This is a genomic window from Streptomyces olindensis (assembly GCF_040645895.1).
Classification (GTDB): domain Bacteria; phylum Actinomycetota; class Actinomycetes; order Streptomycetales; family Streptomycetaceae; genus Streptomyces; species Streptomyces olindensis.
Genome location: NZ_JBEYZD010000073.1, coordinates 18802 through 45724 on the forward strand (window position 1 = coordinate 18802; position 26923 = coordinate 45724).

Here is a 26923-nt window from a genome sequence, read left to right on the forward strand (position 1 = left end):
CAGCGAACACCGGCCGCCGCGGCGGCGCATCGCCCGCCACGGGTGGTTGAGCGGGGATGCGAGCACACGCCCCCGGGCGTGCGCGGGGGCGTGAACGCTGAGATCCTGAGCGGGACGAGCGCCGCTCATGATCCGGCGGACGGCAGGCAGTGGGGAGGGCCCCATGGCCCTGACCGACGAGACCGACGAGACCGACGAGACCGACGCGGAGCCGGCGCCGCCGGGCGTCGACCCCGAGGGCGACCCGTTGCTGCGCACCCGGTTCGCGCTGCCGAAGCGGCCCGCCACCTTCCTGCGCCGCCCCCGCCTCGTCCGGCACCTCGACGAGGCACTCCGAACGCCCCTGACCCTGGTCGACGGGTCCGCCGGCGCGGGCAAGACCCTCCTGGTCGCGGACTGGGCCACCGGCCTGCACGAGCCCGTCGCCTGGCTCACCGCCGACACCGCCGACCAGGCCCCGGGGATCTTCTGGGCGTATCTGCTCCAGGCGCTGCGGGCCGCCGGTGTCCCGGTGGCGGCCGAGGTCGGCTGCCCCGCGGAGGCGAGCCGCGTGGACCGGCGGACACTGACCTGCCTCGCCGCCGACCTGGAGCGCCGCGACCACACCACCGTCGTCGTCCTCGACGAGTTCGACCGCGTGACCTCCCCCGAGATCGCGCGGCAACTGCAGTTCGTCCTGCACCACGCCGGAAGCGGCCTGCACCTGGTCCTCGTCACCCGCACGGAACCCCTGCTGCCGCTGCACCGCTACCGGGCGTCGGGCGAGATCACGGAGATCCGGGACGCCGAGCTGGCCTTCACCACCGACGAGGCCGGCGAACTGCTCTCCCGCCACGGCCTGCACCTGCCCCCGAGCGCCGTCGAGGCCCTGGTGGAGCGCACCCAGGGATGGGCCGCCGGTCTCCGGCTCTGCGCGCTGGCCGCCCGGCGGGGCCCGGACCCCGGCACGTACGTCAAGCAGTTCGAGGCCGACCACAGCGCGGTGGCCGACTTCCTGCTCGCCGAGGTGCTCGACCGGCAGTCGCCCGGCACCCAGGACCTGCTGCTGCGCATCAGCGTCCTCGAACGCTTCTGCCCCGACCTGGTGAACGCGCTGACGCTGCGCACCGACGCCGAGACCGTCCTCGCCGCGCTGCACCGCGAGAACGCGTTCGTCCACTACCTCGGACAGTCGTGGTACAGCCTGCACCCGCTCTTCGCCGAGATCCTCCGCGCCCATCTGCGCGAGCGCTCACCCGGGCTGGAACCGGAACTGCGCCGCCGGGCCGCGCGCTGGCTGCGGCGTTCCGGAGCCCTGCGCGAAGCGCTCGTCCAGGGCGCCGCGGCGGACGACTGGGAGTTCACCGCCCGTGCCGTCGTCGACGACCTCGCGATCGGCCGGCTCTTCACCGGCCTGCGCTCCGAGGACCTGTCCGCCCTGTTCTCGCGGATGAGCCCGGAGGTGACCGGCCCGGTGCCCGACCTGGTCCGCGCGGCCCGCGACCTGGGGCGGCACGATCTGGAACACGGCCTGACCCATCTGCGGCGCGCCACGCGGGAAGTGGCGGAAGCCGAGGGCGACGGCCCCGAGCCGGCCCCGGTCCGCCTCAGCTGCGCCCTGCTGGAAGCGCTGGCGGCCCGGCTGACCGGCTCTCCGGGGCGGGCCGAGCGGGCGGCCGAGCAGGCCCGCGGGCTCCGGCGGCACGTCCCCGAGCAGCGCCTGGACGAGCACCCCGAACTCACCGCCCTCCTCCTGACCCACCTGGGCTCCGCGCGCCTGTGGGCCGGGCGCTTCGAGGACGCCAGGACCGCCCTGTCGGCGGTCGCCGGGCACCCGGGCGGAGCGGTGATGGCGCTGCCCCGCTGGGAGGCCCTCGGCCATCTGGCACTGATCGACTACCTCAACGGCTGGCCCGGCCGCGCGGAGCACAAGGCCCTGACCGCGGCCGGCCAGGCCGAGCGCTACAGCCTGCCCCGGAGGTCCGGGTCGGGCCTCGGCCCGCTGGTCCTGGCCGCCGTCCACGTGGACCGCGACGAACTCGACGAGGCCCAGGCGCTCCTCGACGACGAGGCCGTCTCCCGCCCGGCCGTCGAGGACCCGGTGGCACGGGCGGGCCGGACCGTCGTCCGGGGCCGGCTGCTCCTGGCCCGAGGGGACGCCCGGGCGGCGCTGGCCGCGGCCGACGAGCCCGTCACCGCGGATGTCGGCTCACCCTGGGCGCGGGAGCAGAGCGCGCTGCTCGCCTCGGCCGCCCACCTGGCCCAGGGACATCCGGACCTGGCACGGAAGGCCGTCGACGGGGTGGCACCCCACCGGACCGCGTGCGCGGTCGAGGCGGCCCGGGTCCGGCTCGCGGCCGGCCGGGCCGAGGAGGCGCTCGCCCTCATCGACGGCCTGCCGGAGGGGGACAGACCCGGCCCGGCCGTGGCGGTCCGCGCCACGCTGGTGCGCGCCCAGGCCGCGTACGAGACCGGCGACCGGGGCACCGCCCACCGTCTCGTCGCCCGCGCGCTCCTGGACGGCAGGCGCGAGCACCTGCGCCGGCCGTTCCTGGAGGCCGGCCCCTGGATCCGGCCGCTGCTGAGCACCGGCCGGCTGCGGGAACTGGCCGGCGGCTGGCTCGTCCGCGGCCCCGGCCGGGCCCCGGCGGCGGCCCCCGCCCGGCCCCCGGGGTTCGCCGTCGAGGAACTGAGCGCGCGGGAGCGGGACGTGCTGCACCGGCTGGCCGACATGCTGTCCACGGAGGAGATCGCCGCCGATCTGCACGTCTCCGCGAACACCGTGAAGACCCACCTCAAGAGCATCTACCGCAAGCTCGGCGTGAGCCGGCGGGCCGAGGCCGTGCGCCGCGCCCGCGAGGTGCGCCTCCTGTGAGCCCGCGAGGGTTCCCCCGCGAGGGTTCCCCCGTGAGGGGTGAGGCACGTCTCGGGCACCACCGCTGTGATGGACTGCGTGAGCCACTGGCGCGCCCTGCTCGTCCTCGGTACCGCCCAGTTCCTGATGGTGCTGGACACCTCCGTGATGAACGTGTCCATCAGCCGGCTGGTCGACGACTTCGACACCGAGGTCACCGCCATCCAGGCCGTCATCACCCTGTACGCCCTGGTCATGGCGGCGTTCATGATGATCGGCGGCCGGTACGGGGACATCCTGGGCCGCCGGCGCGTGTTCCTCCTGGGGCTCGCGGTCTACGGCACCGGGTCGGCCCTGACCGCCGTGGCCCCCACCCTGTGGGTCCTGGCCCTGGGCTGGTCCGTCATCGAGGGGCTCGGTGCCGCGCTCGTCCTGCCGTCCATGGCGGCACTCGTCGCCGAGTCCTACCGAGGCCGGGACCGCGCGGTCGCCTATGGCGTGATCGGCGGCCTCGCCGGCGCGGGCATCGCCGTCGGCCCGCTGCTGGGCGGATGGATGACCACCTACCTCACCTGGCGGCTGGTCTTCGCCGGGGAGGTCGTGATCGTCCTGGCCGTGCTCTGCCTGCACCGGTGGATCCCCCGCACGCCCCCGGCCGATCCGCGCCCGCGGCTGGACGGCGTGGGCGCCGCGCTCTCGGCCGCCGGTCTGGGACTGGGAGTGCTCGGCGTGCTCCAGAGCACCGCCTGGGGCTGGGTCCGGCCGCGCGACCCGCCCTTCACCGTGCTGGGCTTCGCCCCGACCCTCTTCGTCGTCGGCGCGGGCGTGCTCGTCCTCGCGGGCTTCGCGCACTGGGAGCGACGGCGGTCCGGGCGCGGCGGCGACCCCCTCGTGCACCTGACGCTGCTGCACCGGCCGGTCCTGCGGTCCGGCCTGACCATGCTGCTGAGCCAGAACCTCATCCTGCTCGGCCTGTTCTTCACCATCCCGCTGTACCTCCAGGTGGTGCAGGGCTTCGACGCCTTCGAGACGGGGCTGCGGCTGCTGCCCGTGTCCGTCACCATGCTGCTCGCGTCCCTGTTCGCCGCGCCGCTCGGCCGGGTGGCGGGACCCCGCAGGGTGGTGCGGCTGGCCCTGCTGACCCTCGCGGGGTCGATCGTGTGGCTGCTCGCCACGATCGACCCCGCCATCGACGACGCCCAGTTCGCCGGCGCCATGGCCCTGCTGGGGGTGGGCATGGGCCTGCTCGCCTCGCAGCTGGGCAACGTCGTCCAGTCCGCCGTGGGGGAGGAGGAGCGCAGCGAGGCCGGCGGACTGCAGTTCACGGCCCAGAACCTGGGCTCCGCGCTCGGCACCGCCCTCATCGGGTCGCTGCTCATCGGCGCCCTGGTGCACGCCTTCACCACCCAGGTCGAGAACGACCCCCGGCTGTCGGACGAGGCCCGCCGCCAGACCGGCGTGGCCCTGGACGCCGGCGTCAGCTTCGTCTCCACGGACCAGGTCCGCTCCTCGGCCGAACGGGCCGGGCTGCCCCCGGCCGAGGTGGAGGCGGTCACGGACTCCTATGCCGCGGCCCAGCTCGACGGGCTGAAGGCGGCCGTCCTCGCCACCGGCGGGATCACCCTCGTCGGCTTCCTGGCCACCCCGCACCTGCCGAGCGGCCGGACGCCCCGTACGCGGCAGCCGGACGCCGAGGTCCCGACCGGGGCCCCGAGGCCGGGGAAGTGACGTCATGACCACCTCCCGCGGCACCGCGCGCCGTGCCCGCAGTGCGCAGCGCCGGGCCCACGCCGACAACACCGGCGGCGTCTACGGCTCCATGCTCGCCGCCTCCGTCGTGGTCGGAGCCGGTCACCTGGGGGAGCTGCCCCGCCTGGAGCTGGTGCTGCTGCTCCTGCTGACCGGCGCGGTGTTCTGGATGGCGCACGTGCACGCCCAGCTGTTCGGGGCGCGCCTGGCGCAGCAGAGCATCGACCGCCGGACCGTGCTGCACGTCTGCCGCGACGAGTGGCCCATCCTCAAGGCCGCCGTCCCGCCCGCCGCCGCCGTGGCCGTGAGCCCGCTGCTGGGCCTGGGCGTGCCGGGCACCCTGTGGCTCGCGCTCGCCGTGGCCGTGGCCGGGCAGGTGGGCTGGTCACTGGCCGCGGCCGTGCGAGCCGGCGCCTCCCGGCGGCAGATGGCGCTCTCCGCCGCCGTGAACCTGCTGCTCGGGCTGCTGATCATCCTGCTCAAGATCGTCCTGAAGAAGTGAACCGCCGCCCGTGCCGCCGGCGGAGGTTCACCTGCCCCGGGTGAGGGCGGCCCGGCCACCGGGGCGGACCATCGCAGGAGAAGGGCGCGCACCGCACACCCCACACCGCCCGGGGGAGCAGCACATGCGCTACGAGATCCGCGTCGACGGACAGATGTCGGAGACGCTGGCCAAGGTCTTCCCGGAGCTCGACCACGTCCTGATGGCCGGGCAGACCGTGCTGTTCGGCCCCGTCATCGACGAGGCCCACCTGTACGGGCTGCTGAGCCGCTTCCAGTCGCTGGGGCTGCGGGTCGTGGAGATGCGCCAGCTGCCCGAGTGACCTGACCCCGGGCACGGGCTCGCACCCCGGGCAGGGGCTCACACCCGGGCCGGGGCTCACAGGGACGCCGTACGGATCCTGCCCGAGCGGGCGGCGGCGCCGAGCGCCTCGAAGTCCCGCTCGTTGCGGTCGGCGTAGGACTGCGCGAACGCGGTGAGCGCGCGGTCGAAGCGGTCGCCGCCGCCCAGGTAGGCGGCGATGGCGATCGGGTCGCCCGAGCGGGCGTGGGCCCGGGCCAGACTCGCCCCGCACAGCCGGGCGAACAGCCGCAGCAGGGCCGGGTCCATGGTGTCCGGCCGGGCGATGCCCTTCCAGTCGCGCAGCTGCCGCACGTAGAAGTCCCGCTCGCGCCCGTCGAGGCCCACGGCGTGGGTCCAGCCCAGCAGGATGTCGCTGGTGGTCTGCATGAGCCGCTGCCCGGCCACCACGCGGCGGCCCTCGTTGTCGTAGCGGATGCCCTCGGTGTGGGGGGAGAGGACGGACTCCTGCGCCTCCTTGGCCTGGAGCAGCAGCGGGTCGTCGTCGTCCCGGCCGAGCAGGAGCGCGATCCAGCAGCGGGTGCCGACGCTGCCGACGCCCACGACCTTGCGGGCCACGTCCACCAGCCGGAAGCGGCGCAGCAGGTGCCGGCGCTCGGAGGACAGGGTGCGGGCGTATCCCTCCAGGACGGTGCGCAGTTCCTTCTCCTGCTCGTGCCTGGGGGAGCCGGCCACCAGGTCCCGCAGCGGGGTGATCAGCGGTGGATCAGCCGCGATCCGCCGGCCCTCGGCGGTGGCGACGGTGAGGCTCGCGAAGGCCTGGAGGTGGGTGCGGGTCCGGGCCTTCGCCGTCGCCTCGGCCGTGCGGCGCCTGGCCCGCTTGGTCATCGACGCGGCCATCAGTTCCCGCATGCGGTCGGCGTCGTCCTGCGCGTACCAGATGTCCAGGGTGCGCATGCCGGCGAACTCCCGCATCCGCCGCCGGTAGGCCTCCACGCACGTCCGCACCGCACTGTCCTGCTCCCGCGTCCCGAAGCCGTTCGCACGGCCCGCGATGGCGAAGCTGGCCGCGAGCCGTTTGACGTCCCACTCGAAGGGCCCGGCGAGGGTCTCGTCGAAGTCGTTGACGTCGAAGACCAGATGGCGCTCCGGCGAGGCCAGCAGCCGGAAGTTCAGCAGATGGGCGTCCCCGCAGAGCTGCACCCGCAGCCCGGTGTCGGCGGCGGCACCGAGGTCCGCGGCCATGATCGCCGCGGCGCCCCGGTAGAACCGGAACGGGGATTCGAGCATGCGGCCGTAGCGGACCGGGACCAGCTCCTGCAGGCGCGTGGCCGACTGGCGCTCCACCACCTCGACCGGGTCGAACCGTCCGGGCTCCGCCTCGAACCGGCCGTGCGACGAACGCGGCGAGCGGCGCCGCGCGGCGCGGCCCTCGGCGGCCCGCTCGGCGGGTGACAGGAAGCCGGTCGTGGGGCCCGGGACGGTCATCGCTCGGCCCTCCGGCCGCGAGGGAAGTCCTCCGCCGGCTCCCGGCCCTGCCGGCGCAGCCCCGCCTGCACCGCGCCCGCGAGGATCTTCGCGGCGATGCCCACCAGCACCAGCCCGCCCGCCATCTGAAACATCGTCAGCACCTGTCCGGTCTGGGAACGGGCCGCGATGTCCCCGTAGCCGACGGTCGCGAACGTGGTGAGCGTGAAGTACAGGGAGTCCGTCTTGGTGAGCGGCTCGCTGAACGAGCCCGGCGAGGAGTGCTCCAGCAGGAAGTAGGCGCCCGCGAAGAGCAGCAGGAACAGCGCCAGCGTCGCGGCCAGGGCCTCGACGGCCTTCAGCCGCGGATAGGGCGAGTCCACGATGGCCCGCACCTCCCACCAGAAGACCACCACGACCAGCAGCAGTCCGCAGACGAGCACGGCCGCGGCACCGCCCGCCAGCCGTCCGTCCAGGGGCAGCACGTAGTAGACGGTGACGAGCCCGGCCGCGATGAGGAGCGCCCGCACGAGCGCCGCGGCCGACGCACGCCGCCGCTGCGGCCCCTGACCCTGCCGGGCCCCGGCGGGGCCGGTGCCGACGAACGCCGAATCCTTCATGTCGTGTCTCTCGCTTCTGTGCCCGGCACCCGGACGGTCCTTCCCCGCTGATGGTCCTGCCCCGCCCCGGGCAACCGGTGCGGGGCGTCTACCACCTCACCGCCCCGGCGGCGCGGACGGATCACCCGCCGAGGGTGACCCGGACGACCGGCGGCGCGCGCGACGCTGGCCCCGGGGTCTCCCGTCGGGCAGGAGGAGAAGCGATGACCACGTCGCCAGGCCGGGCACCGGGCACCGGAGCGCAGTACGAGCCGGACGGCCCCGGGCCCCCTCGCGCGGCGGACCCCGCCGAGGTCCTGGCCGCCCTCGGCCGCTCCTGGACGTGGATCCTCGCCTCCGCGGTCGCGACCCTCGTGCCGGGCATCCTGCTCCTGGTCTGGCCGGAGGCGACCCTGCACGTCGTGGCGGTCCTCATCGGCCTGTACCTGCTGGCGGCCGGGGCCTTCCGGTTCGTGGAGACCTTCGCCCGGCGGGAACAGGGCCACCGCCTGCCCAGCCTGCTGCTGGCCGTGCTGTACGTCCTCGCCGGGGTGCTGTGCCTGCGCAACCCGCTCCAGACCATCACCGCGCTGTCCCTGATCGTCGGACTGGTCTGGCTGGTGTCCGGCATGCTCACGCTCTACCACGCCCTCGCCGCTCCGGACCTGCCGCACCGCGGCTTCGTCCTCGGCGCCGCCGTTCTCGCCCTCGTCGCGGGCGTCGTCGTACTGGCCCTGCCCGCGGAGTCGGCCCGGGCGCTGACCCGGCTGCTCGGCCTGTGGCTGGTGCTGCTCGGCCTCGCCGAGGCGGGGCTCGCCCTCGCCTGGCGCGCAGCGCTGCGCAGAGCCGCCGCCGGATGAACCGGCTGGCGCTGCCCGGCGCCCGAGCCCGAGGAGGAACCATGGCACCGAGCCACGGCCCCGTACCGCCGCCCCCGGAGGGAACCGAGGGCCCGGGAACCGAAGGACCGGGAACCGAAGGACCGGGAACCGAGGGCTCCGGCCGCGTCCTGAGCGCGGCGGAACACGACGAGTACGAGCGGCTGCGCCGGGCCGCCGGGGTACGCCACCGGCGGCTGCGCAGCGCGGGCGCGGTGGTGCTGCTCGTCCTGGCGCTGCTGCTCGCACCGCTGTCCGTCGTCGCCGCCTGGGTGGACGACGAGGTCTCCGACACGGGCCGCTACGTGCAGACCGTGGCGCCGCTGGCGTCGGAACCCGCCGTCCAGGAAGTCGTGACGGACCGGCTCACCGACCGTGTCGTGGCCGCCGTGGACGTCGAAGCGGTCACGGACGCCCTGACGCGGACGCTCGCGGAGGCCGGAGCACCGCCGGGCGTGGTCGAGGCCTCCGAGTCCCTCGCCGGGCCGCTGCGCTCCGCCGTCCGCGGTGTCGTGGACAGCACCATCAGCCGTGTCATCACCAGTGACGCCTTCCAGCAGGCGTGGGAGGGCGCCAACGAGCGGGCGCACGCCGCCGTGGTCACCATGCTGACCGGCGAGCGCGAGGGCACCCTGCGCGCCACCGGCGACACCATCCAGCTCGATCTCGGGCAGGCCGTGGACGAGGTACGGCAGCGCCTCGTCGACGCGGGGTTCGACAAGGCCGCGGCCATCCCGGACACGGACCGGACCGTCACGCTGTTCGAGACCGAGAAGCTCGACAGCGCCCAGAACGCGATGCGGCTGCTGGACATCGTCGGCACCTGGCTGCCCGTGCTGACCATCGCCCTGGCCGCCCTGGCGGTGTGGACCGCTCCCCGGCACCGGCTGATGCTGCTGGTCACGGCCGTCGGCGTGGGCGTGATGATGGTGCTGCTCCTCGTCGCGCTGGCCGTCGTCCGGCGGGTCTACCTCGACGCGGTGCCGGGCTCCACCCTGCCCCCGGACGCCGCCGCCGTCATCTACGACACCTTCGTCCGCTTCCTGCGCGACAGCACCAGCACCCTCCTCGTGGTCGCCGTGATCACCGCGCTGACGGCGTACCTCTACGGTCCCGGGCGCGGGGCGAGAGCCGTCCGGGGCCTCGCCCGGCGCGGCACCGGCGCCGCCGGACGGGGACTCTCCACCGCCGGGCTGCGCACCGGGGCGGCCGGACGGGCCCTCGCGGAGCACCGCTCCTGGACCACGGGCATCGTCATCGGCGCGGCAGCCCTGACCCTGGTCCTCTGGAACCACCCGACGGTCGGCGCGGTGGCGCTCGTCGTGGGCGTGGCCCTGGCCGTCCTGATCATCCTGGAAACGCTCGCCGCCAACGCCATCCACACCCACACCCACACCCCCGCCCCGCCCCGCCCCGGCCCGGCGCCCGCCCCGTGACCCATGCCCGGGTCGCCCGCACCGCCTCCGCCGTCCCGCAGATCCAGGGCGGAGCGGCTCTCGGCGAGCCTGCGGTCGGGCCCGGCGGCCCGGCTGCTGCCCAGGCTGACCGCGCTCAACATCATGGAAGGGGCCGTCAGGCTGGCCGCCCAGGCGTTCCTCACCGCGCTGCCCCTGCTGATGACGGTGGCGGCGTTCGCACCGAGCGGCGTGCAGGACCTCCTGATCGACTCCCTGCGGGCGGTCCTCGGTGTACGCGGTGACACCCTGGAGGAGATCCGCCGTACCTTCGCCGCCACCGGGCCCACCCGGAACTCGGTCGGAGCCCTCGGCGTCGTGGTCGCCCTCGTCTCGGCCACCGCCTTCACCCGCGCCCTCCAGGCGGTCTGCCTCAGGTGCTGGCGCCTGCCCCGGGCCCCGCTGCGCGCGGCGGCCTGGCGCTGGCCGCTGTGGCTGCTCGGCTGGCTGGCCTACCTGCTCGTCCAGGCGCCGCTGCGCGACGGGTTCGGGAGCGGCCCGGTGGCCGGGCTGGTGCTGTCGCTGCTGTCGTCGACGCTGCTGTGGTGGTGGTCCCAGCACCTCCTGCTGGGCGGCCGGGTCGGATGGGGGCCCCTGCTGCCGGGGGCGGTCCTGGCGGCGGCGACCACGGTCGGCCTGAGCCGGGTGGCCCCGCTCGTACTGCCCACGGCGATGGACCGCAGCCTGGCGGAATTCGGCGCTCTCGGCCCGGTCTTCACCTTCCTGTCCTGGCTGATCGCCGTCTTCCTGGGCATCGTGTGCGGCCTGGCGCTCGGGGAGAGCGTCGCCTCGACCGCCCGGTACCGCGGGCTGCTCGCCGCCCCCCGGTTCCGCAGGCTGCCCGCCGCCCGCCACCGTCCGGCGGACGGCCGCTGACCGCCACCGTCCGGCGGACGGCCGCTGACCGGCACCGTCCGGCGGACGGCCGTTGACCCGACCCGGGCCGGCGGCACGCTCACCCGTCCCGGGTGAGGCGGCCCCCGTCGGCCGCGAAGCACGCTGTAACAGCACGGAGCGGCTGCCGGGCCGCGCCCGGGACGGAGGAGTGACATGAGTGCGCAGACCTACCTGGCGTACGACTTTCCGCTGCTGAGCGCCTTCTGGACGATGCTGGTCTTCTTCCTGTGGATCATGTGGTTCGTCCTGCTCTTCCGGATCGTCTTCGACATCTTCCGGGACGACTCGATGAGCGGCTGGGGGAAGGCCGGCTGGCTGGTGTTCTGCATCGTCCTGCCCTTCGTCGGCGTGTTCGTCTACGTCGTCGCCCGCGGCAAGGACATGGGCCGCCGGGAAGTGGCCCAGGCGCGCGAACAGCAGCAGGCCTTCGACGACTACGTACGGCAGACCGCCCGCAGCGGTGGCGGCGGGTCGAGCAGCGTCGACGAACTCTCCCGGCTGTCCGAGATCCGTGCCCGCGGCGACATCACGGACGAGGAGTTCCGCAGGGCGAAGGAACTGGTGCTGAGCGGCTCCGCCCCCTCGGGATCCTCGGGCACCGTCACCTCCCCCTCCGGTCGCTGAACGCGCCGGACGCAGCAGAAACGAGGCACCAGGATGACCGCCACACACCCCACACACGCGCCCTCGACAGCCAAACGCGAATGGGCCGTCGGTCTGACGGTCTTCGGGGCCGTGATGCTGATGATCGCCGGGATCCTGGACATCCTGCGCGGTATCGCGGCGATCGCCGAGGACGATGTCTTCCTCACCACCCGCAACTACGTCTTCGAGTTCGACCTCAGCGGCTGGGGCTGGGTCCACCTGTTCCTGGGCGTGGCGGCCGTGATCGTCAGCTTCGGGCTGTTCCAGGCGTCGACGTGGGCGCGCGTCGCCGGCGTGGCCATCGCCGGGCTCGTCATCATCGCGAACTTCCTCTCCCTGCCGTACTACCCGGTCTGGTCGGTCGTGATGATCGCGATGTCGGGGTTCATCATCTGGGCCCTGTGCACCGTGCGGAAGGACGACGCCTGGGAGCCGTTCGAACGGCCACCGGGCAATCCGTGAGCAGACCGGCCGCCGACTGGCCGCGGGTCGCGCGCCTCGCGCCGGGGCTCACCCGCCCCGCAGCGGGGTGATCGAGCAGGCCCTCTAGGCCCGCGCGCGGACCAGGAGCAGGGCCACGTCGTCGTCGGGCTCCGGGCTCAGCGCGCCGAGGAGGCTGTCGCTGGTGCGCTGCAGACTCGGACCCGCCGTCGTCAGCAGACGGGTCAGCGTGCTCAGACCGGTGTCGATCGGCTCCCCGCGGTTCTCGACCAGCCCGTCGGTGTACAGGGCGAGCAGCGAGCCCGGCGCGAACTCCACCTCCACCGTGCCGAAATCGACACCTCCGACCCCGAGCGGCACGCCGCCCGGCACGTCGACGAGCCGTGCGCTGCCGTCCGCCCCGGCGAGCACGGGCGGCAGATGGCCCGCGCTGGACAGGGCACAGGTGCCGCGCTCCAGGTCGCACACGGCGTACACGCAGGTGGCGATGGCGTCGCCGAGCGAGCCGGCGATGTCGTCGAGGTGCCGCAGCAGTTCGGCGGGCGGCAGGTCCAGCCGGGCCAGCGCCCGCGTCGCCGTGCTCAGCTGCCCCATGATCGCGGCGGCCTGGACGCCCTTGCCCATCACGTCCCCGACGACGAGGCCGGTGCGCCCCGGCCCCAGCGGCAGCACGTCGTACCAGTCGCCGCCGACCTCGCTGAGGGCCGGTCGGTAGCGGGCGGCGATGTCGAGCCCCTCCCGCTGGGCGGGCGTGCTCGGGAGCAGGCTGCGCTGGAGGGTCAGGGCGGTGCCGCGCTCCCGGCCGTAGAGGCGGGCGTTGTCTATGCAGATCGCGGCGCGGGCGGCGAGTTCCGAGGCGAGCAACTGGTCCTGGTCGTCGAAGGGACGCTCGTTGACCGTCCGGTACAGCGAGAGCGTGCCGAGCACCTTGCCCCGGGCCATCAGCGGCAGCGCCAGGTAGGAGTGCGCCCCGGCCTCGTGCAGGGCCTGGGCGGCCCGCGCGTCCCGGGCGAGGCGCCGCAGCATCTTCGGATCCACGCGCTCGACGAGCACCGGGCGGGCCCGGCGGACGCACTGCGTGATGACCCGCGACGATCCGTACGTGGCCAGCTCGCCCACCGGATCGGCGGCGTGGATGGCGTCGGTGGGATAGCCGGCCGCGACGGCCAGCGCCCGGAACTCGGCGGGGGCGCCGCCCGACACGGGCGCGATGGTGCCGTGGGCCACGACCGACTCCAGGACGTCCACCGCCGCCAGGTCGGCCAGCTGCGGCACGACCACCTCGGCCAGTTCCCGGGCGGTCTGCCGGAGGTCGAGCGTGGTGCCGATCCGCACCCCGGCGTCGGCGATCACCGACAGGTGCTGGCGGGCCTGCGCGACCTCGGCCGAGGCCTGCTGGCGCTCGGTGACGTCCAGGACGGCCATCGCGAGGCCCAGCACCCGCCCGTCGGTGTCCTCGATGCGGTGGTACGACTCGGAGTAGGCGCGGTCCTGGGCGTCCGCCGCCGTACGGCCGATGGTCTGCTGGTCGAGCAGGGGCCTGCCGGTCTCCAGGACGTGCCGCATCCGGGCCTCGATGGCCGCCACGTCCAGGTCCGGTAGCACCTCGCCGATTCGGCGGCCCAGCACGGCCTCCTCGGGTACGCCGTTGATGCGCTCCAGCGCGGGGTTCACACCGACCCAGCGCAGGTCGTTGTCGAAGACGGCGATGCCGAGCGGGGTCTGGTTGACCAGGCTGTGCGAGAGGGCGAGGTCCCGCTCCACGTTCCGTACGGTCGTCGCGTCCGTGGCGAGGCCCAGCAGATGGGGCTGCCCCTCGCTGTCGAGGAGGCGCATCGTGCGGAACTCCACGGCGCGTTCCGTGCCGTCGCGGTGCCGCAGCGGGAAGACACCGGCCCACCGGGCACCGGAGCTGACCTGGGCGAACAGTTCCCTGCCGCGGTGGCGGTTCTCGGGTGCGACGAGGAGCGTGTCGGCGCGCTGCCGCAGGGCCTCCTCGGCGCTGTAGCCGAGGAGCTGCCCGATCTCGGGGCTCCACAGGGCGATGTGCCCGGTCCCGTCCAGGACCACGGCGGCGACCTTGAGCAGGTCCAGCAGCCCGCCGGGTGCGGCCGTGACGGCGTCGCGATCCGACGTCGCATACCCGTTCATGCGAGCCGCTCCCCTTCCGGCGCGGCAAAAGGTACCGCCAAGATCCGTTGCTCGGGCTGTCCGATGAGGTCACATTACGGTCGGAGGCGCGACACTGTCGCGCCGAAATGACAAAAAACCGAGGGTCCGTTCACCGAGAGAAGGAGTGGCGTCTTGAGCGACTGGATACTGCGGGAGAGCCTGGCCAGCGCATCGGGGACCGTGCGCTGGGACCGGTTCGGGGACCCGGGCGGCGAGCCGGTCGTGCTGCTGCACGGGACGCCGTTCTCGTCGTACGTGTGGCACGGGATCGCCCCGGCCCTCGCCGCCTCGGGATACCACGTGCACGTGTGGGACATGCCGGGCTACGGCACCTCCGAGATGCACCCGGACCAGGACATCTCGCTCGGCGCCCAGGGCCGCGTCTTCACCGAGCTGCTCGCCCACTGGGGGCTGCGGGAGCCGTCCGTCGTCGCGCACGACTTCGGCGGGTGCGTGGCACTGCGCGCCCACCTGCTGCACGGCGCCCGCTACCGGCGGCTCGCCCTGGTCGACCCGGTGGCCCTGGAGCCGTGGGGCTCGCCCTTCTTCCGGCTGGTCGGGGAGCACAGCCACGTCTTCGAGCAGCTGCCGGCCGCGCTGCACCAGGCCCTGGTGCGCGAGTACGTCACGTCCGCGAGCCACATCGGACTGCGCCCGGCCGCGCTCGACGCCCTGGTCCGGCCGTGGACGGGGCAGCGGGGCCAGGCGGCCTTCTACCGCCAGATAGCGCAGGCCGACCAGCGCTACACCGACGAGATCCAGCCGCTGTACCCCACGATCGATCTGCCGGTCACGGTCTGCTGGGCCACCGAGGACACCTGGATCCCCTTCGCCAAGGGACAGGAACTGGCCGCCCTGATCCCGGGCGCGCGGCTGGTGCCGGTCCCGGAGGCCGGCCACCTCGTCCCGCTGGACGCGCCGGCCCGGCTGACGAGCGAGGTTCTCGCCTTCCTCTCCCGCTGAACCATCAGGACCGCACAAAGTCCGACGGGGTCATTGCTTCGGTTGTGTTCGAGTCCTAGGGTGTGCCTGCTCAGCAGTTGCTCCGTCACCGTCAGTTGACACGATTCTCAACAGAAACACCCATCACGGGTGGGTAGTTGAGGACCGCACCTGACGTGCCCTCAGTCCGTGCAGCACCCTGTCGAACCGAGGAAGGCCACGGTCATGCCGCACCCCCACCCCACTCCCGCCGACCGGCCCGTCGTCAGCCGTCGTCGTCTGCTCGAGGGGGGCGCCGCCGTGCTCGGCGCGCTCGCCCTGTCCGCGTCGCCCGGCACGGCGTACGCGGCCGCCCGGCGCCCGGCGGCGGACGGCCCCCCGGAGTGGAACGACGGCCTGTCGGTGTACCGGGTGGGCACCGAGCCGCCGCACACCACGCTCATGCCGTACGCCGACCTCGGTCAGGCCCTGAAGGGCGACCGCACGCGCTCGCCGTACCGGCTGAGCCTCGACGGCACGTGGAAGTTCTCCTACGCCGACCGGCCCGACGACCGGGACCCGGACTTCCACCGCACCGACGTCGACGACTCCGGCTGGGACACCATCCCCGTGCCCTCCGCCTGGCAGCTGCACGGCTACGACTTCCCGATCTACGTCAACATCACCTATCCCTGGTGGGGACCCAACGGCGGCGGCGAGGACGCGCAGCCGCCGGCCGCCCCGACCCGCTACAACCCCGTCGGCCAGTACCGCCGTACCTTCACCGTCCCCCGCGACTGGAGAGGCCGGCGCACCTTCCTGCACTTCGAGGGCGTGAAGTCCGCCCACTACGTGTGGATCAACGGCGAACTGGTCGGCTACCACGAGGACTCCTACACCTCCGCCGAGTACGACATCACCCGCCACCTCAAGCCGGGCACCAACCAGATCGCCGTCGAGGTCTACCGCTACTCCGACGCGGAGTGGCTGGAGGACCAGGACATGATCCGGCTGAGCGGCATCTTCCGCTCGGTCCACCTGTACTCCACGCCCTCGGTGCACCTGCGCGACTTCAAGCTCGACACCCCGCTGGCCGACGGCTACACCTCCGCCGAGCTCAAGGTCACCGCCCACGTCCGGGACTACGGCGGCGAGGGCGCGGGCCGCTACACCGTCGAGACCCAGCTGTACGACGACCGCGGCCACGCCGTCTGGTCCCGGCCCCTGAGCCGGCCCGTCGACGTGCCCGACGGCGACGAGGCCACGGCCGAGGCGTCCAGAGCCGTCCCCTCGCCGAAGCTGTGGTCGGCCGAGCACCCGAACCTCTACACGGCCGTGCTGCGGCTGCGCGACCCGGCCGGCAAGGTCGTCGAGACCCTCTCGCACCGGGTCGGCTTCCGCGAGTTCGCGCTCAAGGACGGCCTGATGCGCATCAACGGCGAACCGGTGTCCTTCCGCGGCACCAACCGGCACGAGATGCACCCCGTCACCGGCTCGGCCCTCACCCGCGCGCAGATGGTCGAGGACATCCGGATCATCAAGCGGCTCAACATCAACAGCGTCCGCACCTCGCACTACCCCAACAGCCCGCTGTGGCTGGAACTCGCCGACGAGTACGGCCTGTACCTCGTCGACGAGACCAACCTGGAGACCCACGGCATCCGCGACAGGTACCCCGGCAGCGGCCACCCGGAGTGGACCGAGGCGTGCGTGGTGCGCGCCCAGAACATGGTCCACCGCGACAAGAACCACGCCTCGGTGGTCATCTGGTCCCTCGGCAACGAGGCCGGCGGCGGCACCACGTTCAACGCCATGTACGACTGGATCCGCTCCTACGACCCCACCCGCGTCATCCAGTACGAGGGCGACGACCGCCCGGGCATCAGCGACATCCGCTCCGAGATGTACGACAGCCCGCAGCGGGTCGAACAGCGCGCCAAGGACACCCGCGACACCCGCCCGTACGTGATGATCGAGTATTCGCACGGGATGGGGAACTCCAACGGAAACTTCAAGAAGTACTGGGACATCGTCCGCCGCTACGACGTCCTCCAGGGCGGCTGGATCTGGGACTTCGTCGACCAGTCCCTGAGCTGGCCCACCCCCACCCGCAAGCTGCTGACCGAGTCCGGCCCGGGCTCCCTGCGCGGCGAGATCATCGCGCCCGCCGGCACCTTCGACCGCGCCAAGGGCGTCTCCGGCGGCACCGTCTTCCCTCGCGACCCCGGTCTGGACCTCACCGGCTCCCTCACGCTGGAGGCCTGGGTCACCCCGGACGTGCCCTACGGCCACCAGCCCATCCTCGCCAAGGGCGACACCCAGTACGCCCTCAAGCAGACCAACAGGAACCTGGAGTTCTTCATCCACGGCGGCGGCCAGTGGGTCACCGCGAGCTGGGCGCTGCCCGACGACTGGACGGGCAAGGAGCACCACGTCGCCGGCGTCTTCGACGCGGACGCGGGCACCCTCACCCTGTACGTCGACGGCCAGGTGCGCGGCACCCGCACCACCACCCGGCGTCCCACCGACAACACCGCGTCCCTGGCGCTCGCCACCGACGTCGACAACCCCACCCGGGAGTTCAGCGGCACCATCCGCCGGGCCCGCGTCTACGCCCGCGCGCTCAGCGCCGCGGAACTGGCCTCCGACAGCCGCGGCCCGGACGACGAGGGCGTGCGGTTCTGGTTCGACGCCGCCACCGTCGGCTTCACCGAGAAGCGCCCGCGCGACAAGACGTTCCACGCCTACGGCGGCGACTGGGGCGACAACCCCAACGACGGCGCCTTCGCCGGGGACGGCATCGTCCTGCCCGACCGCAGGCTCACCGGCAAGTCCGCCGAGGTCAAGCAGATCTACCAGGCGATCAACGCCGCCCCGGCCTCCGGCGGCCCCGGCGCCGTCACCCTCACCAACGAGTACCTCTTCACCCGCCTCGACGAGTTCGACGGCCGTTGGTCCCTCGTCGCCGACGGCAAGGTGATCCAGCGCGGCCGGCTCACCCGCGAGCAGCTGAACGTCGCACCGCTGACCGCCAAGGACATCGACATCCCGGTCCGGCTGCCGGCGAAGCCCGCGCCCGGCACGGAGTTCTTCCTGCAGCTCTCCTTCACCACCAGGGAAGCCACCCCGTGGGCCAGGGCGGGCTTCGAGGTGGCCAAGCAGCAGCTCGCCCTGGACGCGGGCGCCCCGGCCGTGAAGCCGGCACCGCTCGGCAGCGTGCCCGCCCTGCGCCACACCGACGACGACACCGCCGTGACGGTCAAGGGCAAGGGCTTCTCCGTCACCGTCGACAAGAGCAGCGGCACCATCACCTCGTACGAGGCGGCCGGCACGCGCCTCATCAGCTCCGGGCCCGTCCCCAACTTCTGGCGGGCGCCCACCGACAACGACCGGGGCAACGGCCACCACATCCGCAACCAGGTCTGGCGCGACGCCGGGGCGAAGCGGAAGGTCGCGGACGTACGGGTGCGCCCGCTGAGCGACCGGGCCGTCGAGATCACCATCACGGGCACGCTGCCCACCGGCACCGAGTCCACGTTCAGCACGACCTACACGGTCTTCGGCAACGGCGAGATCAGGGTCGACAACACCCTGCACCCGGGCGCGGCGAACCTGCCGTACATCCCCGAGGTCGGCACCCTGCTGTTCCTGCCGCGCGGCCTGGACCGGCTGCACTACTACGGCCGCGGCCCCGAGGAGAACATGTGGGACCGCAACAACGCCACCGATGTGGGCCTGTACTCCGGCACCGTCTCCGACCAGTGGACCCCCTACCTGCGGCCCCAGGAGAACGGCAACAAGACCGACGTCCGCTGGGCCGCGCTGACGGACTCCGCCGGACGCGGACTGCTCGTCTCCGGTGAGCCGCTGCTGGAGGTCAACGCCTCGCACTTCACCCCCGAGGACCTGTCGGTGGGCGCCCGCCACGACTACCAGCTCACCCCCCGGGACGCGGTGGTCCTGCGGGTCAACCACCGGCAGACGGGCGTCGGCGGGGACGACAGCTGGGGCGCGCACCCGCACGACGAGTTCAAGCTGTTCGCGAACCGCGACTACGCGTACACCTACCGGCTGCGCCCCCTGACGGACGTGACCGACGCGATGGCGCTCTCGCGCCGCCCGACAGCGGCCCAGTAGGCGCAGCGGACCGGGACACGGCCGGGGAGCGGATACGGCTCCCCGGCCGTGCGCCGTCCGGGCGGCCTACCCGCCGCCGCACCCGGGCCGCCGCGGCGACCGCCGCCGGACCCGCCGCCAGCAGCACGGCCAGAGCCCCGTACCCGTACGTCAGCGTCGTCGCCGCGGCCACCCCGGCGACGAGCAACGGGCCGCCCGCGTCGCCCAGTTCCCGCCCGAGCTCGGCGGCGCCCATGGTCTGGCCGAGGCGTTCCCGCGGGGTGGACGAGGCCAGGGCCGCGAAGCCGAGCGGGGTGATCAGACCGGTGCCCGTGCCGATCAGGGCGGCGGCGAGCAGGAGCCCCGCCAGGCCCGGCAGCATCGCCGCGGCGAGACCGGCCGCCGTGAGCAGCAGGCCGGCGGTGAGCCCGGCGCGCGGGGTGATCCGGCCGGTGTCCAGGGCCCGCCCCGCACGCGGCTGGACGACCGCCGCGCAGGCCGCCAGCACCGACACCGCGGCCCCCGTCGCCACCGTGCCCAGCCCGGCCGCCGCACCCGACACCGGCAGGAAGCCCACCCCGACCGACAGCGCGGCCGTCGCTCCGGCCAAAGCCGCCGTCGGGCCCAGGAACACCGGGTCGGCCAGCCGCCGCGCCAGGTCCAGCACGGTCTGCCGGGCCCGGGGGAGGGGCGCCACGACGGGCACGGCCACCAGCGCCCACACGGCGACCCCGGCACCCAGCCCCGCCAGCACCCAGAACAGCAGCCGCAGCCCGCCCGCCCACACCAGCAGCCCGCCGAGCAACGGGCCGAGCGTGTAGCCGACCGACTTGTGGAAGCCGTAACTCCCGAACGCCCGCCCGTGCTTCGCCGCCGGGTTCAGCCGGGCCACCAGGGCGGCGGCCGCCGGGGAGAACGCCGAGGCCGCCGCGCCCTGCCCGAGCCGGGCGGCCCACAGCCACCCCGGGGAGCCGGCCAGGGCGTACAGCGCGGACGCGGCGGCGAAGGCCAGCAGACCGCCCAGCAGCACGGGCCGCGCCCCCACCCGGTCGGCCAGCGTGCCGAACACCGGCTTCAGCAGCACCTCCGCCCCGTCGTACAGCGCCAGCAGCCCGCCGAGGACCAGCAGCGAGGTGACCGCGTCGGCGCCGGAGCCGCCCAGGTTCGCGGCGATGCCGTGCGCGCCGAAGGCGGTGGTGAAACCGGCCGCGTACAGCGGCCACATCCGGCGCGCGGACGCCGGGGGCGTCTCACTCCGCGGTGTCACTGATGCCCAGGCGCAGGTGCTCCACGTGGTACACCGCCTGGTCGAGCAACTCGGCCACATGGTGGTCGTGCAGCGCGTACACGACCGAGCGGCCCCGCCGCTCGCCCACCACCAGGCCCAGGTTCCGCAGCAGCCGCAGCTGGTGCGAGCAGGCCGACTGCTCCATGCCCACCTCGGCGGCCAGCTCCGTGGCCGGCAGCGGGCCCTCCCGCAGCCGCGCCAGGATCAGCAGCCGGGACGGTGTGGACAGGGCCTGGAGCGTGGTGGCGACCTTCGCGACGTTGTCCGCGTCCAGACGTACGCGCTCGGCTGCGTCCTGCGCGGGGATGACGGCTCCATGACCCATGACGTCATCGTACCGGCCCCGCACGAACACATGAATGAATCTTCATCTGTACTTGCCGGGGGTGCTGCACGATCAGGTCGATGTCGGATTCTCGCCAGACCCCGGCCCGCCGGTCCCCGATGCTGGACGCATGCAGATGGGGATGCACACCGACACCGAGCGCTGCGTGCGCGCGGTCCAGTCCAAGGACGCGCGGTTCGACGGATGGTTCTTCACGGCCGTCCTGACGACCCGCATCTACTGCCGGCCCAGTTGCCCGGTGGTGCCGCCCAAGCCGGAGAACATGGTCTTCCACCCGAGCGCGGCGGCCTGCCAGCAGGCCGGGTTCCGGGCCTGCAAGCGCTGCCGGCCCGACACCAGCCCCGGCTCCCCGGAGTGGAACGTGCGCGCCGACCTCGTGGCCCGCGCCATGCGGCTGATCGCCGACGGTGTCGTGGACCGCGAGGGCGTGCCCGGCCTCGCCGGCCGGCTCGGCTACAGCACCCGGCAGGTCGAACGCCAGCTGCTCGCCGAGCTGGGCGCCGGTCCTCTCGCGCTCGCCCGCGCGCAGCGCGCCCAGACGGCCCGGCTGCTCATCGAGACCACGGCCCTGCCGATGGCGCAGATCGCCTTCGCCGCCGGCTTCGCCTCGATCCGCACCTTCAACGACACGGTCCGCGAGGTCTTCGCCCTGTCCCCGAGCGAGCTGCGGACCCGGGCGCCGAAGCGGAGCACCGGCGCCACCGCGGGCGCCCTGACCCTGCGCCTGCCGTTCCGCGCCCCCCTCAACCTCGACAACCTCTTCGGCCACCTGGCCGCGACCGCCGTACCCGGCGTGGAGGAGTGGCGGGACGGCGCCTACCGGCGCACGCTCCGGCTGCCCTACGGCCACGGCATCGCGGCCCTCACCCCGACCCCCGACCACATCGCCTGCCGCCTCACCCTCAGCGACCTGCGCGATCTGACCGTCGCCATCAGCCGCTGCCGCCGCATGCTCGACCTGGACGCGGACCCGGTCGCCATCGACGACCAGCTGCGCGCCGACCCGGTCCTCGCCCCCCTGGTCGACAAGGCGCCGGGCCGACGCGTGCCGCGCACGGTCGACGAGGCGGAGTTCGCCGTCCGGGCCGTGCTCGGCCAGCAGGTCTCCACCGCCGCCGCCCGCACCCACGCGGCCCGCCTGGTCACCGCGCACGGCGACCCGGTCGACGACCCCGAGGGCGGCCTCACCCACCTGTTCCCGTCCCCCGAGGCACTCGCGGCGGTGGACCCCGAGTCGCTGGCCATGCCCCGCACCCGCCGCGCCACCCTCACCACCCTGGTCGGCCGGCTCGCCGACGGCTCCCTCCGGCTGGGCGTGGAGAGCGACTGGCCGCAGACCCGCGACCTGCTCCTCGCCCTGCCCGGCTTCGGCCCCTGGACGGCCGACGTGATCGCCATGCGCGCCCTCGGCGACCCCGACGCCTTCCTCCCCACCGACCTCGGCGTCCGCCGCGCCGCCCGGGACCTGGGCCTGCCCTCGACCCCGGCCGCCCTCACCGCCCGCGCGGCGGCCTGGCGGCCCTGGCGCGCCTACGCCGTCCAGTACCTCTGGGCGACCGACAGCCACCCCATCAACTTCCTTCCGGAATAAGGACGTTCATGAAGCAGCACACCGTGACCGACAGCCCGTACGGCCCCCTGACCCTCGTCGCCGACGACGGCGTCCTGTGCGGCCTCTACATGACCGGGCAGCGCCACCGCCCGCCGCAGGAGAGCTTCGGCCCGCGCGACGACACCCTCTTCGCGCGGGCGGAGGAAGAACTGCGGGCCTACTTCGCGGGCGAGCTGGAGGAGTTCACCGTCGAACTGCGCCTGACCGGCACCCCGTTCCAGCGCACCGTCTGGGATCAGCTGCGCCGCATCCCGTACGGCGAGACCCGCACCTACGGCCAGCTCGCCGAGGCCCTCGGCACCCCCGCCGCCTCCCGCGCGGTCGGCCTCGCCAACGGCCGCAACCCCGTCGGCATCATCGTCCCCTGCCACCGCGTCATCGGCGCGAACGGCAGCCTGACCGGCTACGGCGGCGGCCTGGAGCGCAAGCAGCGCCTGCTGGACTTCGAGCGGGGCGCCGCACTCTTCGCGTGAACGACCGCCCGACGCCCAGCCGGTGCTCTCAGGCAGCGAGGCCGCGCAGCAGCTCCGGCAGGGCCGTGCCGATCGGCTCGCGGACGATCTCGTCGGCGAGGTCGTCGTACGGCGTCGGCTCCGCGTTGACGATGATCAGGCGGGCGCCGTGGTCGGCGGCGACACCGGCGAGGCCGGCGGCGGGCTGCACCTGGAGGCTCGTGCCGACGGCGACGAACACCTGGCAGGCCTTGCTGATGGCGGCCGCCTCGCCGAGGACGACGGGGTCGAGCCGCTCGCCGAACATCACCGTCGCCGACTTCAGGATCCCGCCGCACTCAAGGCACGGCGGGTCGTCCTCACCGGCCTCGACCCGCGCCAGCGCGTCCTCCATGGAGCCGCGCGCGTGGCAGCCGGTGCACACGACACCGCGCGCCGTGCCGTGCAGTTCGAGCACCTTGCGGTCGGGCATCCCGGCGAGCTGGTGCAGCCCGTCCACGTTCTGCGTGATCACCCGCACCGGCACCCCGGACCGCTCCAGCTCGGCCACCGCGCGGTGCCCGGCGTTGGGCTCGGCCCGCAGCGTGTGGTTCTCGCGCCGCATCCGCCAGGAGCGGCGGCGGATCTCCGGGTCGCCCATGTAGTACTCGTACGTGACGAGCTTCTCGGCCTCCGGGTCCCGCCGCCACAGCCCGTTCGGCCCGCGGTAGTCCGGGATCCCGGAGTCCGTGCTGATACCGGCACCGGTGAGAAGCGCGACGAGTGGCTTGGCCATGCCACCGAGCGTAGGCCGGGCCCCGCCGGGGTTGCGAGCGGATATCGAGCGGTGGCGGCCCGGGCGGGGCCGGTCAGGACACCCGGTGGCCGTTCTCCAGCTCCGCCGGGCCCGAGCCGTCCGCCAGCACGTCCAGCCCGGTCAGCACCCGGCGGCCGAGGGCGCCCGGCAGGTACTCGGCCAGCTCCTCGCGCGGGACCAGCCGCCAGGAGAGCAGCTCCTCCTCCTGGAGGCGGATCGCCTTGAGGTCGTCCTCGCCGAGCACCCCGCCGTCGTACAGGTACGCCACGAGCGGCGGACGGCCGGTGCCGTGCACCCAGTCGACCGCCAGCAGCCGGCCGAGCTCACGGTCCAGGCCGATCTCCTCGGCGGTCTCGCGACGCGCGCCCTGCCGCGGGGTCTCGCCGTCGTCGGACTCGACGGTGCCGCCCGGCAGCGCCCAGCCCTCCCGGTAGTTGGGTTCGACGAGCAGGACACGGCCCTCGCCGTCCCGGAACAGCGCGGCGGCACCGGCCAGGACGCGCGGCAGGGAGGCGATGTAGGCGGCGAAGTCAGGAGTGGTGGTCATCGATGCAGGGTAACCACCGGCCCGGCCTCATCCGCACGGGAAGACGTAGCTGGACTTGTAGTTGATGTAGAGGTTGCCGGCGGACGAGCCCATCTTCGCGGTCACCGGGGCGCAGGCGAAGCTGGAGACGTACACCGGGCCCGCGTACTCGCTGAAGTTGCCCGAGTCGGGGTCGCAGGCGGTGCCGCCGACCTTGCAGACCTGCACGTACATGTACTGTGCCCGGCCGACGTTGTTGTCGAGGATGACGCAGCCCTTGCCGCCGTTCTCGTAGGAGAACAGCGTGGCCAGACGCTCGCTCGGCTCGGTGCCGAGGGGCAGCGGGATCGCCTTGCGCAGGGTGTAGCCGCTGCCGCGCAGTGCCGAACCGGAAGGCCGCCCCGACCGCCCAGACCGGCCCGTGAATGGCCGGTTCGCAGGCGTCAGGCCGCGGACGCCGCCAGACGCACCGTCCGCTCCGCCAGCTCGCTGATCCGCACCCCGTCGAAGCCGAAAACCGCGCTGCGGACCGTGTCCTCCAGGGGCGCCTTCCACTGGTCCGGGATGGCCGCCGCCCCGCCGAACACGCCCGCGACGGAACCGGCCGTCGCACCGTTGGAGTCGGTGTCCAGGCCGCCGCGGACGGTCAGGGTGATGGTCCGGGTGAAGTCGCCGTCGCCGTAGAGCAGGCCGGCGGTGAGGACGGCCGCGTTCGGGACGGCGTGGATCCAGCCCATCCCGCTGGTCTCCTCGGAGAGCGTGGTGAGCGTGTCCTCCCAGGACATCCGGGCCTCGTGCAGGGAGGTCACCCGCCGTACCGTGCGGGCCAGGCGGCTGCTCGCCGGAATCACGGCGAGGGCCTCGTCGACGGCGTGCCGCACGGTGGGCGCCGTGAACGCCGCCGCGATCAGCGCCGCCGCCCACATCGCCCCGTAGACGCCGTTGCCGGTGTGCGACAGCACCGCGTCCCGCCGGGCCAGCGAGGCGGCCCGGCGCGGCACGCCCGGGCAGGTCCAGCCGTAGATGTCGGCCCTGATCAGCGCACCGATCCACTCCTGGTACGGATTGTCGTACGTCGCCGTCAGCGGCGGCTTGAGCCCGCCCGCGAGGTTGCGGTACGCGGCGCGCTCGGCGGTGAACGTCTGGAGGTAGGGCAGCCGCAGCAGCCACAGGTCGCCGACCTGCTCGGTGCTGAAGCCGAAGCCGTGGGTCTCCAGAAGGTCCAGGCCGAGGATCGCGTAGTCGACGTCGTCGTCACGGCAGCTGCCGTGGATGCGGCCGCGGACGCACTGGCGCCATTCGGGGCGCAGCGCGATTTCCAGGTCGCCGGTGGGCTCGGGCAGGTAGTCGGTCAGGGGCAGGGCGGCGGCCTGTCTGAGGTATCGGTCGATGCGCTCGCGCGTCCAGAGCTCGCCCTGCTCGACCGGTTTGCCCAGCATGTTTCCCGCGATGCGGCCCGTCCAGCCGCCGAGGATGCGGTCGGCCAGTGCCGTCTCGTTGTCGACGAGGGTCATGCATGTCGTCTACCCGTTTCCCGCAGAGTGCCCAAGGGGCGAGGACCCTCAGGTCCATGGGATGGGCACGGGCTGACGGCGGGGGCGTCCTCCGGTTAAGGTCGCTGCGGCGCGACTGGCCTTGACGTGCGTGAGGGCCCGGAGAGCAAGGGGAGTGCAAGTGGCGGACGCTGCAGGGAGCGGCACCCGGAGGACGCGGCGGGTGCTCGTCGCCGCGGACAAGTTCAAGGGGTCGCTGACGGCCGTGGAGGTCGCCGAGCGGGTGACGGCCGGGCTGCGCCGGGTCGTGCCGGACCTGGAGGTCGAGGCGCTGCCCGTCGCCGACGGCGGTGACGGGACGGTGGCCGCGGCGGTCGCGGCCGGGTTCGAGCGCCGGGAGGTGCGGGTCGCCGGCCCCCTCGGCGACGAGGTGACGGCGGCGTTCGCGCTGCGCGAGGGCACCGCGGTCGTCGAGATGGCCGAGGCCAGCGGACTCCAGCGGCTGCCCGCCGGGGTCTTCGCACCGCTCACGGCGTCCACGTACGGCTCCGGCGAGCTGCTGCGGGCCGCCCTGGACGCGGGTGCCCGCACGATCGTCTTCGGGGTCGGCGGCAGCGCCACCACGGACGGCGGCGCCGGGATGCTGTCGGCGCTGGGCGCCCGGTTCCTGGACGCGGACGGGGAGCCGGTGCCCCCGGGCGGCGGCGGTCTCGCCGAGCTGGCGACCGCGGACCTGTCGGGCCTCGACCCACGCCTCACCGAGATCGCATTCATCCTCGCGAGCGACGTGGACAACCCCCTGACCGGCCCGAAGGGCGCACCCGCGGTCTACGGCCCGCAGAAGGGCGCCTCCCCGGACGACGTGGCCGCCCTGGACGCCGCCCTGGCGCACTTCGCGGAGGTGCTTCAGGGCCCGGCCGGTCCGGAGGCCGCCGAGTACGCGGCCGCCCCGGGCGCGGGTGCCGCCGGCGGCATCGGCTACGGCGCCCTGCTGCTGGGCGCCGGTTTCCGCCCGGGCATCGAGGTCATGCTCGACGTCCTGGGCTTCGCCCCCGCGCTGGACGGCGCCGAGCTGGTGATCACCGGCGAGGGCTCCCTCGACGAGCAGACCCTGCACGGCAAGGCCCCGGCCGGGGTCGCCGCCGCCGCCCGTGCCGCCGGCAAGGACGTCGTCGCGGTCTGCGGCCGCCTCGCCCTGCCCCCGGAGGCCCTGGGCCGGGCGGGAATCCGCCGGGCCTACCCCCTGACGGACGCGGAGCCGGACGTCGCGAAGTGCATCGCGGAGGCGGGCCCGATCCTGGAACGCGTGGCGGAGCGCATCGCCAAGGACTTCCTGACCTGAGCCGGGCGGCCTCGCGGCCACCCGGCACCTGCGCCTCGACCGGCTCGGGCGTCGGGTCGGTGACGCCCTGGTCACCCGAGAGGTCGCTGTCGTC

The 26923-nt window shown here is 74.0% G+C and carries 23 protein-coding genes; 14 read left to right on the top strand and 9 right to left on the bottom strand.

The features are described 5' to 3' along the window. Positions 1–163: 163 nt before the first annotated feature. The 4 genes from ABZ948_RS33255 (at position 164) to ABZ948_RS33270 (ending at position 5406) form a co-directional block, all read left to right on the top strand. Positions 164–2854 (top strand): winged helix-turn-helix domain-containing protein, encoded by a 2691-nt coding sequence (locus ABZ948_RS33255; protein WP_359765887.1) that lies wholly within the window; start codon positions 164–166, stop codon positions 2852–2854. Between the two features lie 69 nt (positions 2855–2923). Next, positions 2924–4561, top strand: coding sequence for an MFS transporter (locus ABZ948_RS33260; RefSeq protein ID WP_359765924.1), 1638 nt, complete (start codon positions 2924–2926; stop codon positions 4559–4561). A gap of 4 nt (positions 4562–4565) precedes the next feature. Next, on the top strand, positions 4566–5084 hold the full coding sequence (locus ABZ948_RS33265; protein WP_359765889.1) for a hypothetical protein: 519 nt from the start codon (positions 4566–4568) through the stop codon (positions 5082–5084). A 124-nt stretch (positions 5085–5208) separates the two neighbouring features. Beyond that, positions 5209–5406 (top strand): DUF8691 family protein, encoded by a 198-nt coding sequence (locus ABZ948_RS33270; protein ID WP_359765891.1) that lies wholly within the window; start codon positions 5209–5211, stop codon positions 5404–5406. Between the two features lie 56 nt (positions 5407–5462). Here the strand turns inward: ABZ948_RS33270 and ABZ948_RS33275 are convergent, their stop codons facing one another. Together ABZ948_RS33275 and ABZ948_RS33280 are read right to left on the bottom strand one after the other, a co-directional pair. Further along, a complete protein-coding gene (locus ABZ948_RS33275) occupies positions 5463–6872 on the bottom strand; it encodes a DUF2252 domain-containing protein (protein WP_359765893.1) in 1410 nt (469 codons plus the stop codon). Then, positions 6869–7471 (bottom strand): potassium channel family protein, encoded by a 603-nt coding sequence (locus ABZ948_RS33280; protein ID WP_359765895.1) that lies wholly within the window; start codon positions 7469–7471, stop codon positions 6869–6871. Before ABZ948_RS33280 ends, ABZ948_RS33275 begins: the two co-directional genes overlap by 4 nt. A 203-nt stretch (positions 7472–7674) precedes the next feature. On the opposite strand from ABZ948_RS33280, the gene ABZ948_RS33285 reads away from it, so the two are divergent. The 5 genes from ABZ948_RS33285 to ABZ948_RS33305 all read left to right on the top strand — a co-directional run bounded on the left by ABZ948_RS33285 (position 7675) and on the right by ABZ948_RS33305 (position 11786). Beyond that, the gene (locus ABZ948_RS33285; RefSeq protein ID WP_359765897.1) at positions 7675–8310 is read left to right on the top strand and encodes an HdeD family acid-resistance protein; all 636 of its coding nucleotides are present in this window, start codon (positions 7675–7677) and stop codon (positions 8308–8310) included. Positions 8311–8351: 41 nt separating this feature from the next. Beyond that, a complete protein-coding gene (locus ABZ948_RS33290; RefSeq protein WP_359765899.1) occupies positions 8352–9764 on the top strand; it encodes a hypothetical protein in 1413 nt (470 codons plus the stop codon). 3 nt (positions 9765–9767) lie between these two features. Further along, positions 9768–10658, top strand: a complete 891-nt coding sequence (locus ABZ948_RS33295) for a YhjD/YihY/BrkB family envelope integrity protein (protein ID WP_359765901.1) — start codon at positions 9768–9770, stop codon at positions 10656–10658. 174 nt (positions 10659–10832) lie between these two features. Further along, the gene (locus ABZ948_RS33300; protein WP_359765903.1) at positions 10833–11303 is read left to right on the top strand and encodes an SHOCT domain-containing protein; all 471 of its coding nucleotides are present in this window, start codon (positions 10833–10835) and stop codon (positions 11301–11303) included. A 33-nt stretch (positions 11304–11336) separates the two neighbouring features. Beyond that, positions 11337–11786, top strand: coding sequence for a DUF7144 family membrane protein (locus ABZ948_RS33305; protein ID WP_359765905.1), 450 nt, complete (start codon positions 11337–11339; stop codon positions 11784–11786). A gap of 84 nt (positions 11787–11870) precedes the next feature. Here the strand turns inward: ABZ948_RS33305 and ABZ948_RS33310 are convergent, their stop codons facing one another. Continuing rightward, on the bottom strand, positions 11871–13916 hold the full coding sequence (locus ABZ948_RS33310; protein ID WP_359765907.1) for a SpoIIE family protein phosphatase: 2046 nt from the start codon (positions 13914–13916) through the stop codon (positions 11871–11873). Positions 13917–14069: 153 nt separating this feature from the next. Here ABZ948_RS33310 and ABZ948_RS33315 point away from each other — a divergent pair, with 153 nt between their 5' ends. Next, entirely contained in the window at positions 14070–14900 is an 831-nt protein-coding gene (locus ABZ948_RS33315; protein WP_359765909.1) for an alpha/beta fold hydrolase, read from the top strand. Between the two features lie 204 nt (positions 14901–15104). Beyond that, positions 15105–18995, top strand: coding sequence for a glycoside hydrolase family 2 TIM barrel-domain containing protein (locus ABZ948_RS33320; RefSeq protein ID WP_359765911.1), 3891 nt, complete (start codon positions 15105–15107; stop codon positions 18993–18995). On the opposite strand, the gene ABZ948_RS33325 is transcribed toward ABZ948_RS33320, so the two are convergent. Next, positions 18889–20199, bottom strand: coding sequence for an MFS transporter (locus ABZ948_RS33325; RefSeq protein ID WP_359765926.1), 1311 nt, complete (start codon positions 20197–20199; stop codon positions 18889–18891). The genes ABZ948_RS33320 and ABZ948_RS33325 overlap by 107 nt on opposite strands. A 25-nt stretch (positions 20200–20224) precedes the next feature. Then, positions 20225–20587, bottom strand: coding sequence for an ArsR/SmtB family transcription factor (locus ABZ948_RS33330; RefSeq protein WP_359765913.1), 363 nt, complete (start codon positions 20585–20587; stop codon positions 20225–20227). A 142-nt stretch (positions 20588–20729) separates the two neighbouring features. Here ABZ948_RS33330 and ABZ948_RS33335 point away from each other — a divergent pair, with 142 nt between their 5' ends. Beyond that, positions 20730–22199, top strand: a complete 1470-nt coding sequence (locus tag ABZ948_RS33335; protein ID WP_359765928.1) for an AlkA N-terminal domain-containing protein — start codon at positions 20730–20732, stop codon at positions 22197–22199. Between the two features lie 8 nt (positions 22200–22207). Then, positions 22208–22693 (top strand): methylated-DNA--[protein]-cysteine S-methyltransferase, encoded by a 486-nt coding sequence (locus ABZ948_RS33340; RefSeq protein ID WP_359765915.1) that lies wholly within the window; start codon positions 22208–22210, stop codon positions 22691–22693. A 28-nt stretch (positions 22694–22721) separates the two neighbouring features. Here the strand turns inward: ABZ948_RS33340 and ABZ948_RS33345 are convergent, their stop codons facing one another. The 4 genes from ABZ948_RS33345 to ABZ948_RS33360 all read right to left on the bottom strand — a co-directional run bounded on the left by ABZ948_RS33345 (position 22722) and on the right by ABZ948_RS33360 (position 25508). Beyond that, positions 22722–23447 (bottom strand): SIR2 family NAD-dependent protein deacylase, encoded by a 726-nt coding sequence (locus ABZ948_RS33345; RefSeq protein ID WP_359765917.1) that lies wholly within the window; start codon positions 23445–23447, stop codon positions 22722–22724. 73 nt (positions 23448–23520) lie between these two features. After that, on the bottom strand, positions 23521–24015 hold the full coding sequence (locus ABZ948_RS33350; protein WP_359765919.1) for an NUDIX domain-containing protein: 495 nt from the start codon (positions 24013–24015) through the stop codon (positions 23521–23523). Positions 24016–24042: 27 nt separating this feature from the next. Next, complete coding sequence (locus tag ABZ948_RS33355; protein ID WP_359765921.1) at positions 24043–24222, bottom strand: hypothetical protein; 180 nt, start codon at positions 24220–24222, stop codon at positions 24043–24045. 215 nt (positions 24223–24437) lie between these two features. After that, a complete protein-coding gene (locus ABZ948_RS33360) occupies positions 24438–25508 on the bottom strand; it encodes an ADP-ribosylglycohydrolase family protein (protein WP_359765922.1) in 1071 nt (356 codons plus the stop codon). A gap of 202 nt (positions 25509–25710) precedes the next feature. Here ABZ948_RS33360 and ABZ948_RS33365 point away from each other — a divergent pair, with 202 nt between their 5' ends. Continuing rightward, a complete protein-coding gene (locus ABZ948_RS33365; RefSeq protein WP_359765930.1) occupies positions 25711–26829 on the top strand; it encodes a glycerate kinase in 1119 nt (372 codons plus the stop codon). Positions 26830–26923: the final 94 nt, after the last annotated feature.

Coding starts and splice junctions, on each gene's coding strand:
- ABZ948_RS33345 (WP_359765917.1), bottom strand. CDS start 23,447: ATGGCCAAGCCACTCGTCGCGCTTCTCACCGGTGCCGGTATCAGCACG.
- ABZ948_RS33325 (WP_359765926.1), bottom strand. CDS start 20,199: ATGTGGCCGCTGTACGCGGCCGGTTTCACCACCGCCTTCGGCGCGCAC.
- ABZ948_RS33275 (WP_359765893.1), bottom strand. CDS start 6,872: ATGACCGTCCCGGGCCCCACGACCGGCTTCCTGTCACCCGCCGAGCGG.
- ABZ948_RS33340 (WP_359765915.1), top strand. CDS start 22,208: ATGAAGCAGCACACCGTGACCGACAGCCCGTACGGCCCCCTGACCCTC.
- ABZ948_RS33360 (WP_359765922.1), bottom strand. CDS start 25,508: ATGACCCTCGTCGACAACGAGACGGCACTGGCCGACCGCATCCTCGGC.
- ABZ948_RS33280 (WP_359765895.1), bottom strand. CDS start 7,471: ATGAAGGATTCGGCGTTCGTCGGCACCGGCCCCGCCGGGGCCCGGCAG.
- ABZ948_RS33255 (WP_359765887.1), top strand. CDS start 164: ATGGCCCTGACCGACGAGACCGACGAGACCGACGAGACCGACGCGGAG.
- ABZ948_RS33290 (WP_359765899.1), top strand. CDS start 8,352: ATGGCACCGAGCCACGGCCCCGTACCGCCGCCCCCGGAGGGAACCGAG.
- ABZ948_RS33320 (WP_359765911.1), top strand. CDS start 15,105: ATGCCGCACCCCCACCCCACTCCCGCCGACCGGCCCGTCGTCAGCCGT.
- ABZ948_RS33260 (WP_359765924.1), top strand. CDS start 2,924: ATGGACTGCGTGAGCCACTGGCGCGCCCTGCTCGTCCTCGGTACCGCC.
- ABZ948_RS33270 (WP_359765891.1), top strand. CDS start 5,209: ATGCGCTACGAGATCCGCGTCGACGGACAGATGTCGGAGACGCTGGCC.
- ABZ948_RS33295 (WP_359765901.1), top strand. CDS start 9,768: ATGCCCGGGTCGCCCGCACCGCCTCCGCCGTCCCGCAGATCCAGGGCG.
- ABZ948_RS33335 (WP_359765928.1), top strand. CDS start 20,730: ATGCACACCGACACCGAGCGCTGCGTGCGCGCGGTCCAGTCCAAGGAC.
- ABZ948_RS33285 (WP_359765897.1), top strand. CDS start 7,675: ATGACCACGTCGCCAGGCCGGGCACCGGGCACCGGAGCGCAGTACGAG.
- ABZ948_RS33305 (WP_359765905.1), top strand. CDS start 11,337: ATGACCGCCACACACCCCACACACGCGCCCTCGACAGCCAAACGCGAA.
- ABZ948_RS33350 (WP_359765919.1), bottom strand. CDS start 24,015: ATGACCACCACTCCTGACTTCGCCGCCTACATCGCCTCCCTGCCGCGC.
- ABZ948_RS33300 (WP_359765903.1), top strand. CDS start 10,833: ATGAGTGCGCAGACCTACCTGGCGTACGACTTTCCGCTGCTGAGCGCC.
- ABZ948_RS33310 (WP_359765907.1), bottom strand. CDS start 13,916: ATGAACGGGTATGCGACGTCGGATCGCGACGCCGTCACGGCCGCACCC.
- ABZ948_RS33330 (WP_359765913.1), bottom strand. CDS start 20,587: ATGGGTCATGGAGCCGTCATCCCCGCGCAGGACGCAGCCGAGCGCGTA.
- ABZ948_RS33265 (WP_359765889.1), top strand. CDS start 4,566: ATGACCACCTCCCGCGGCACCGCGCGCCGTGCCCGCAGTGCGCAGCGC.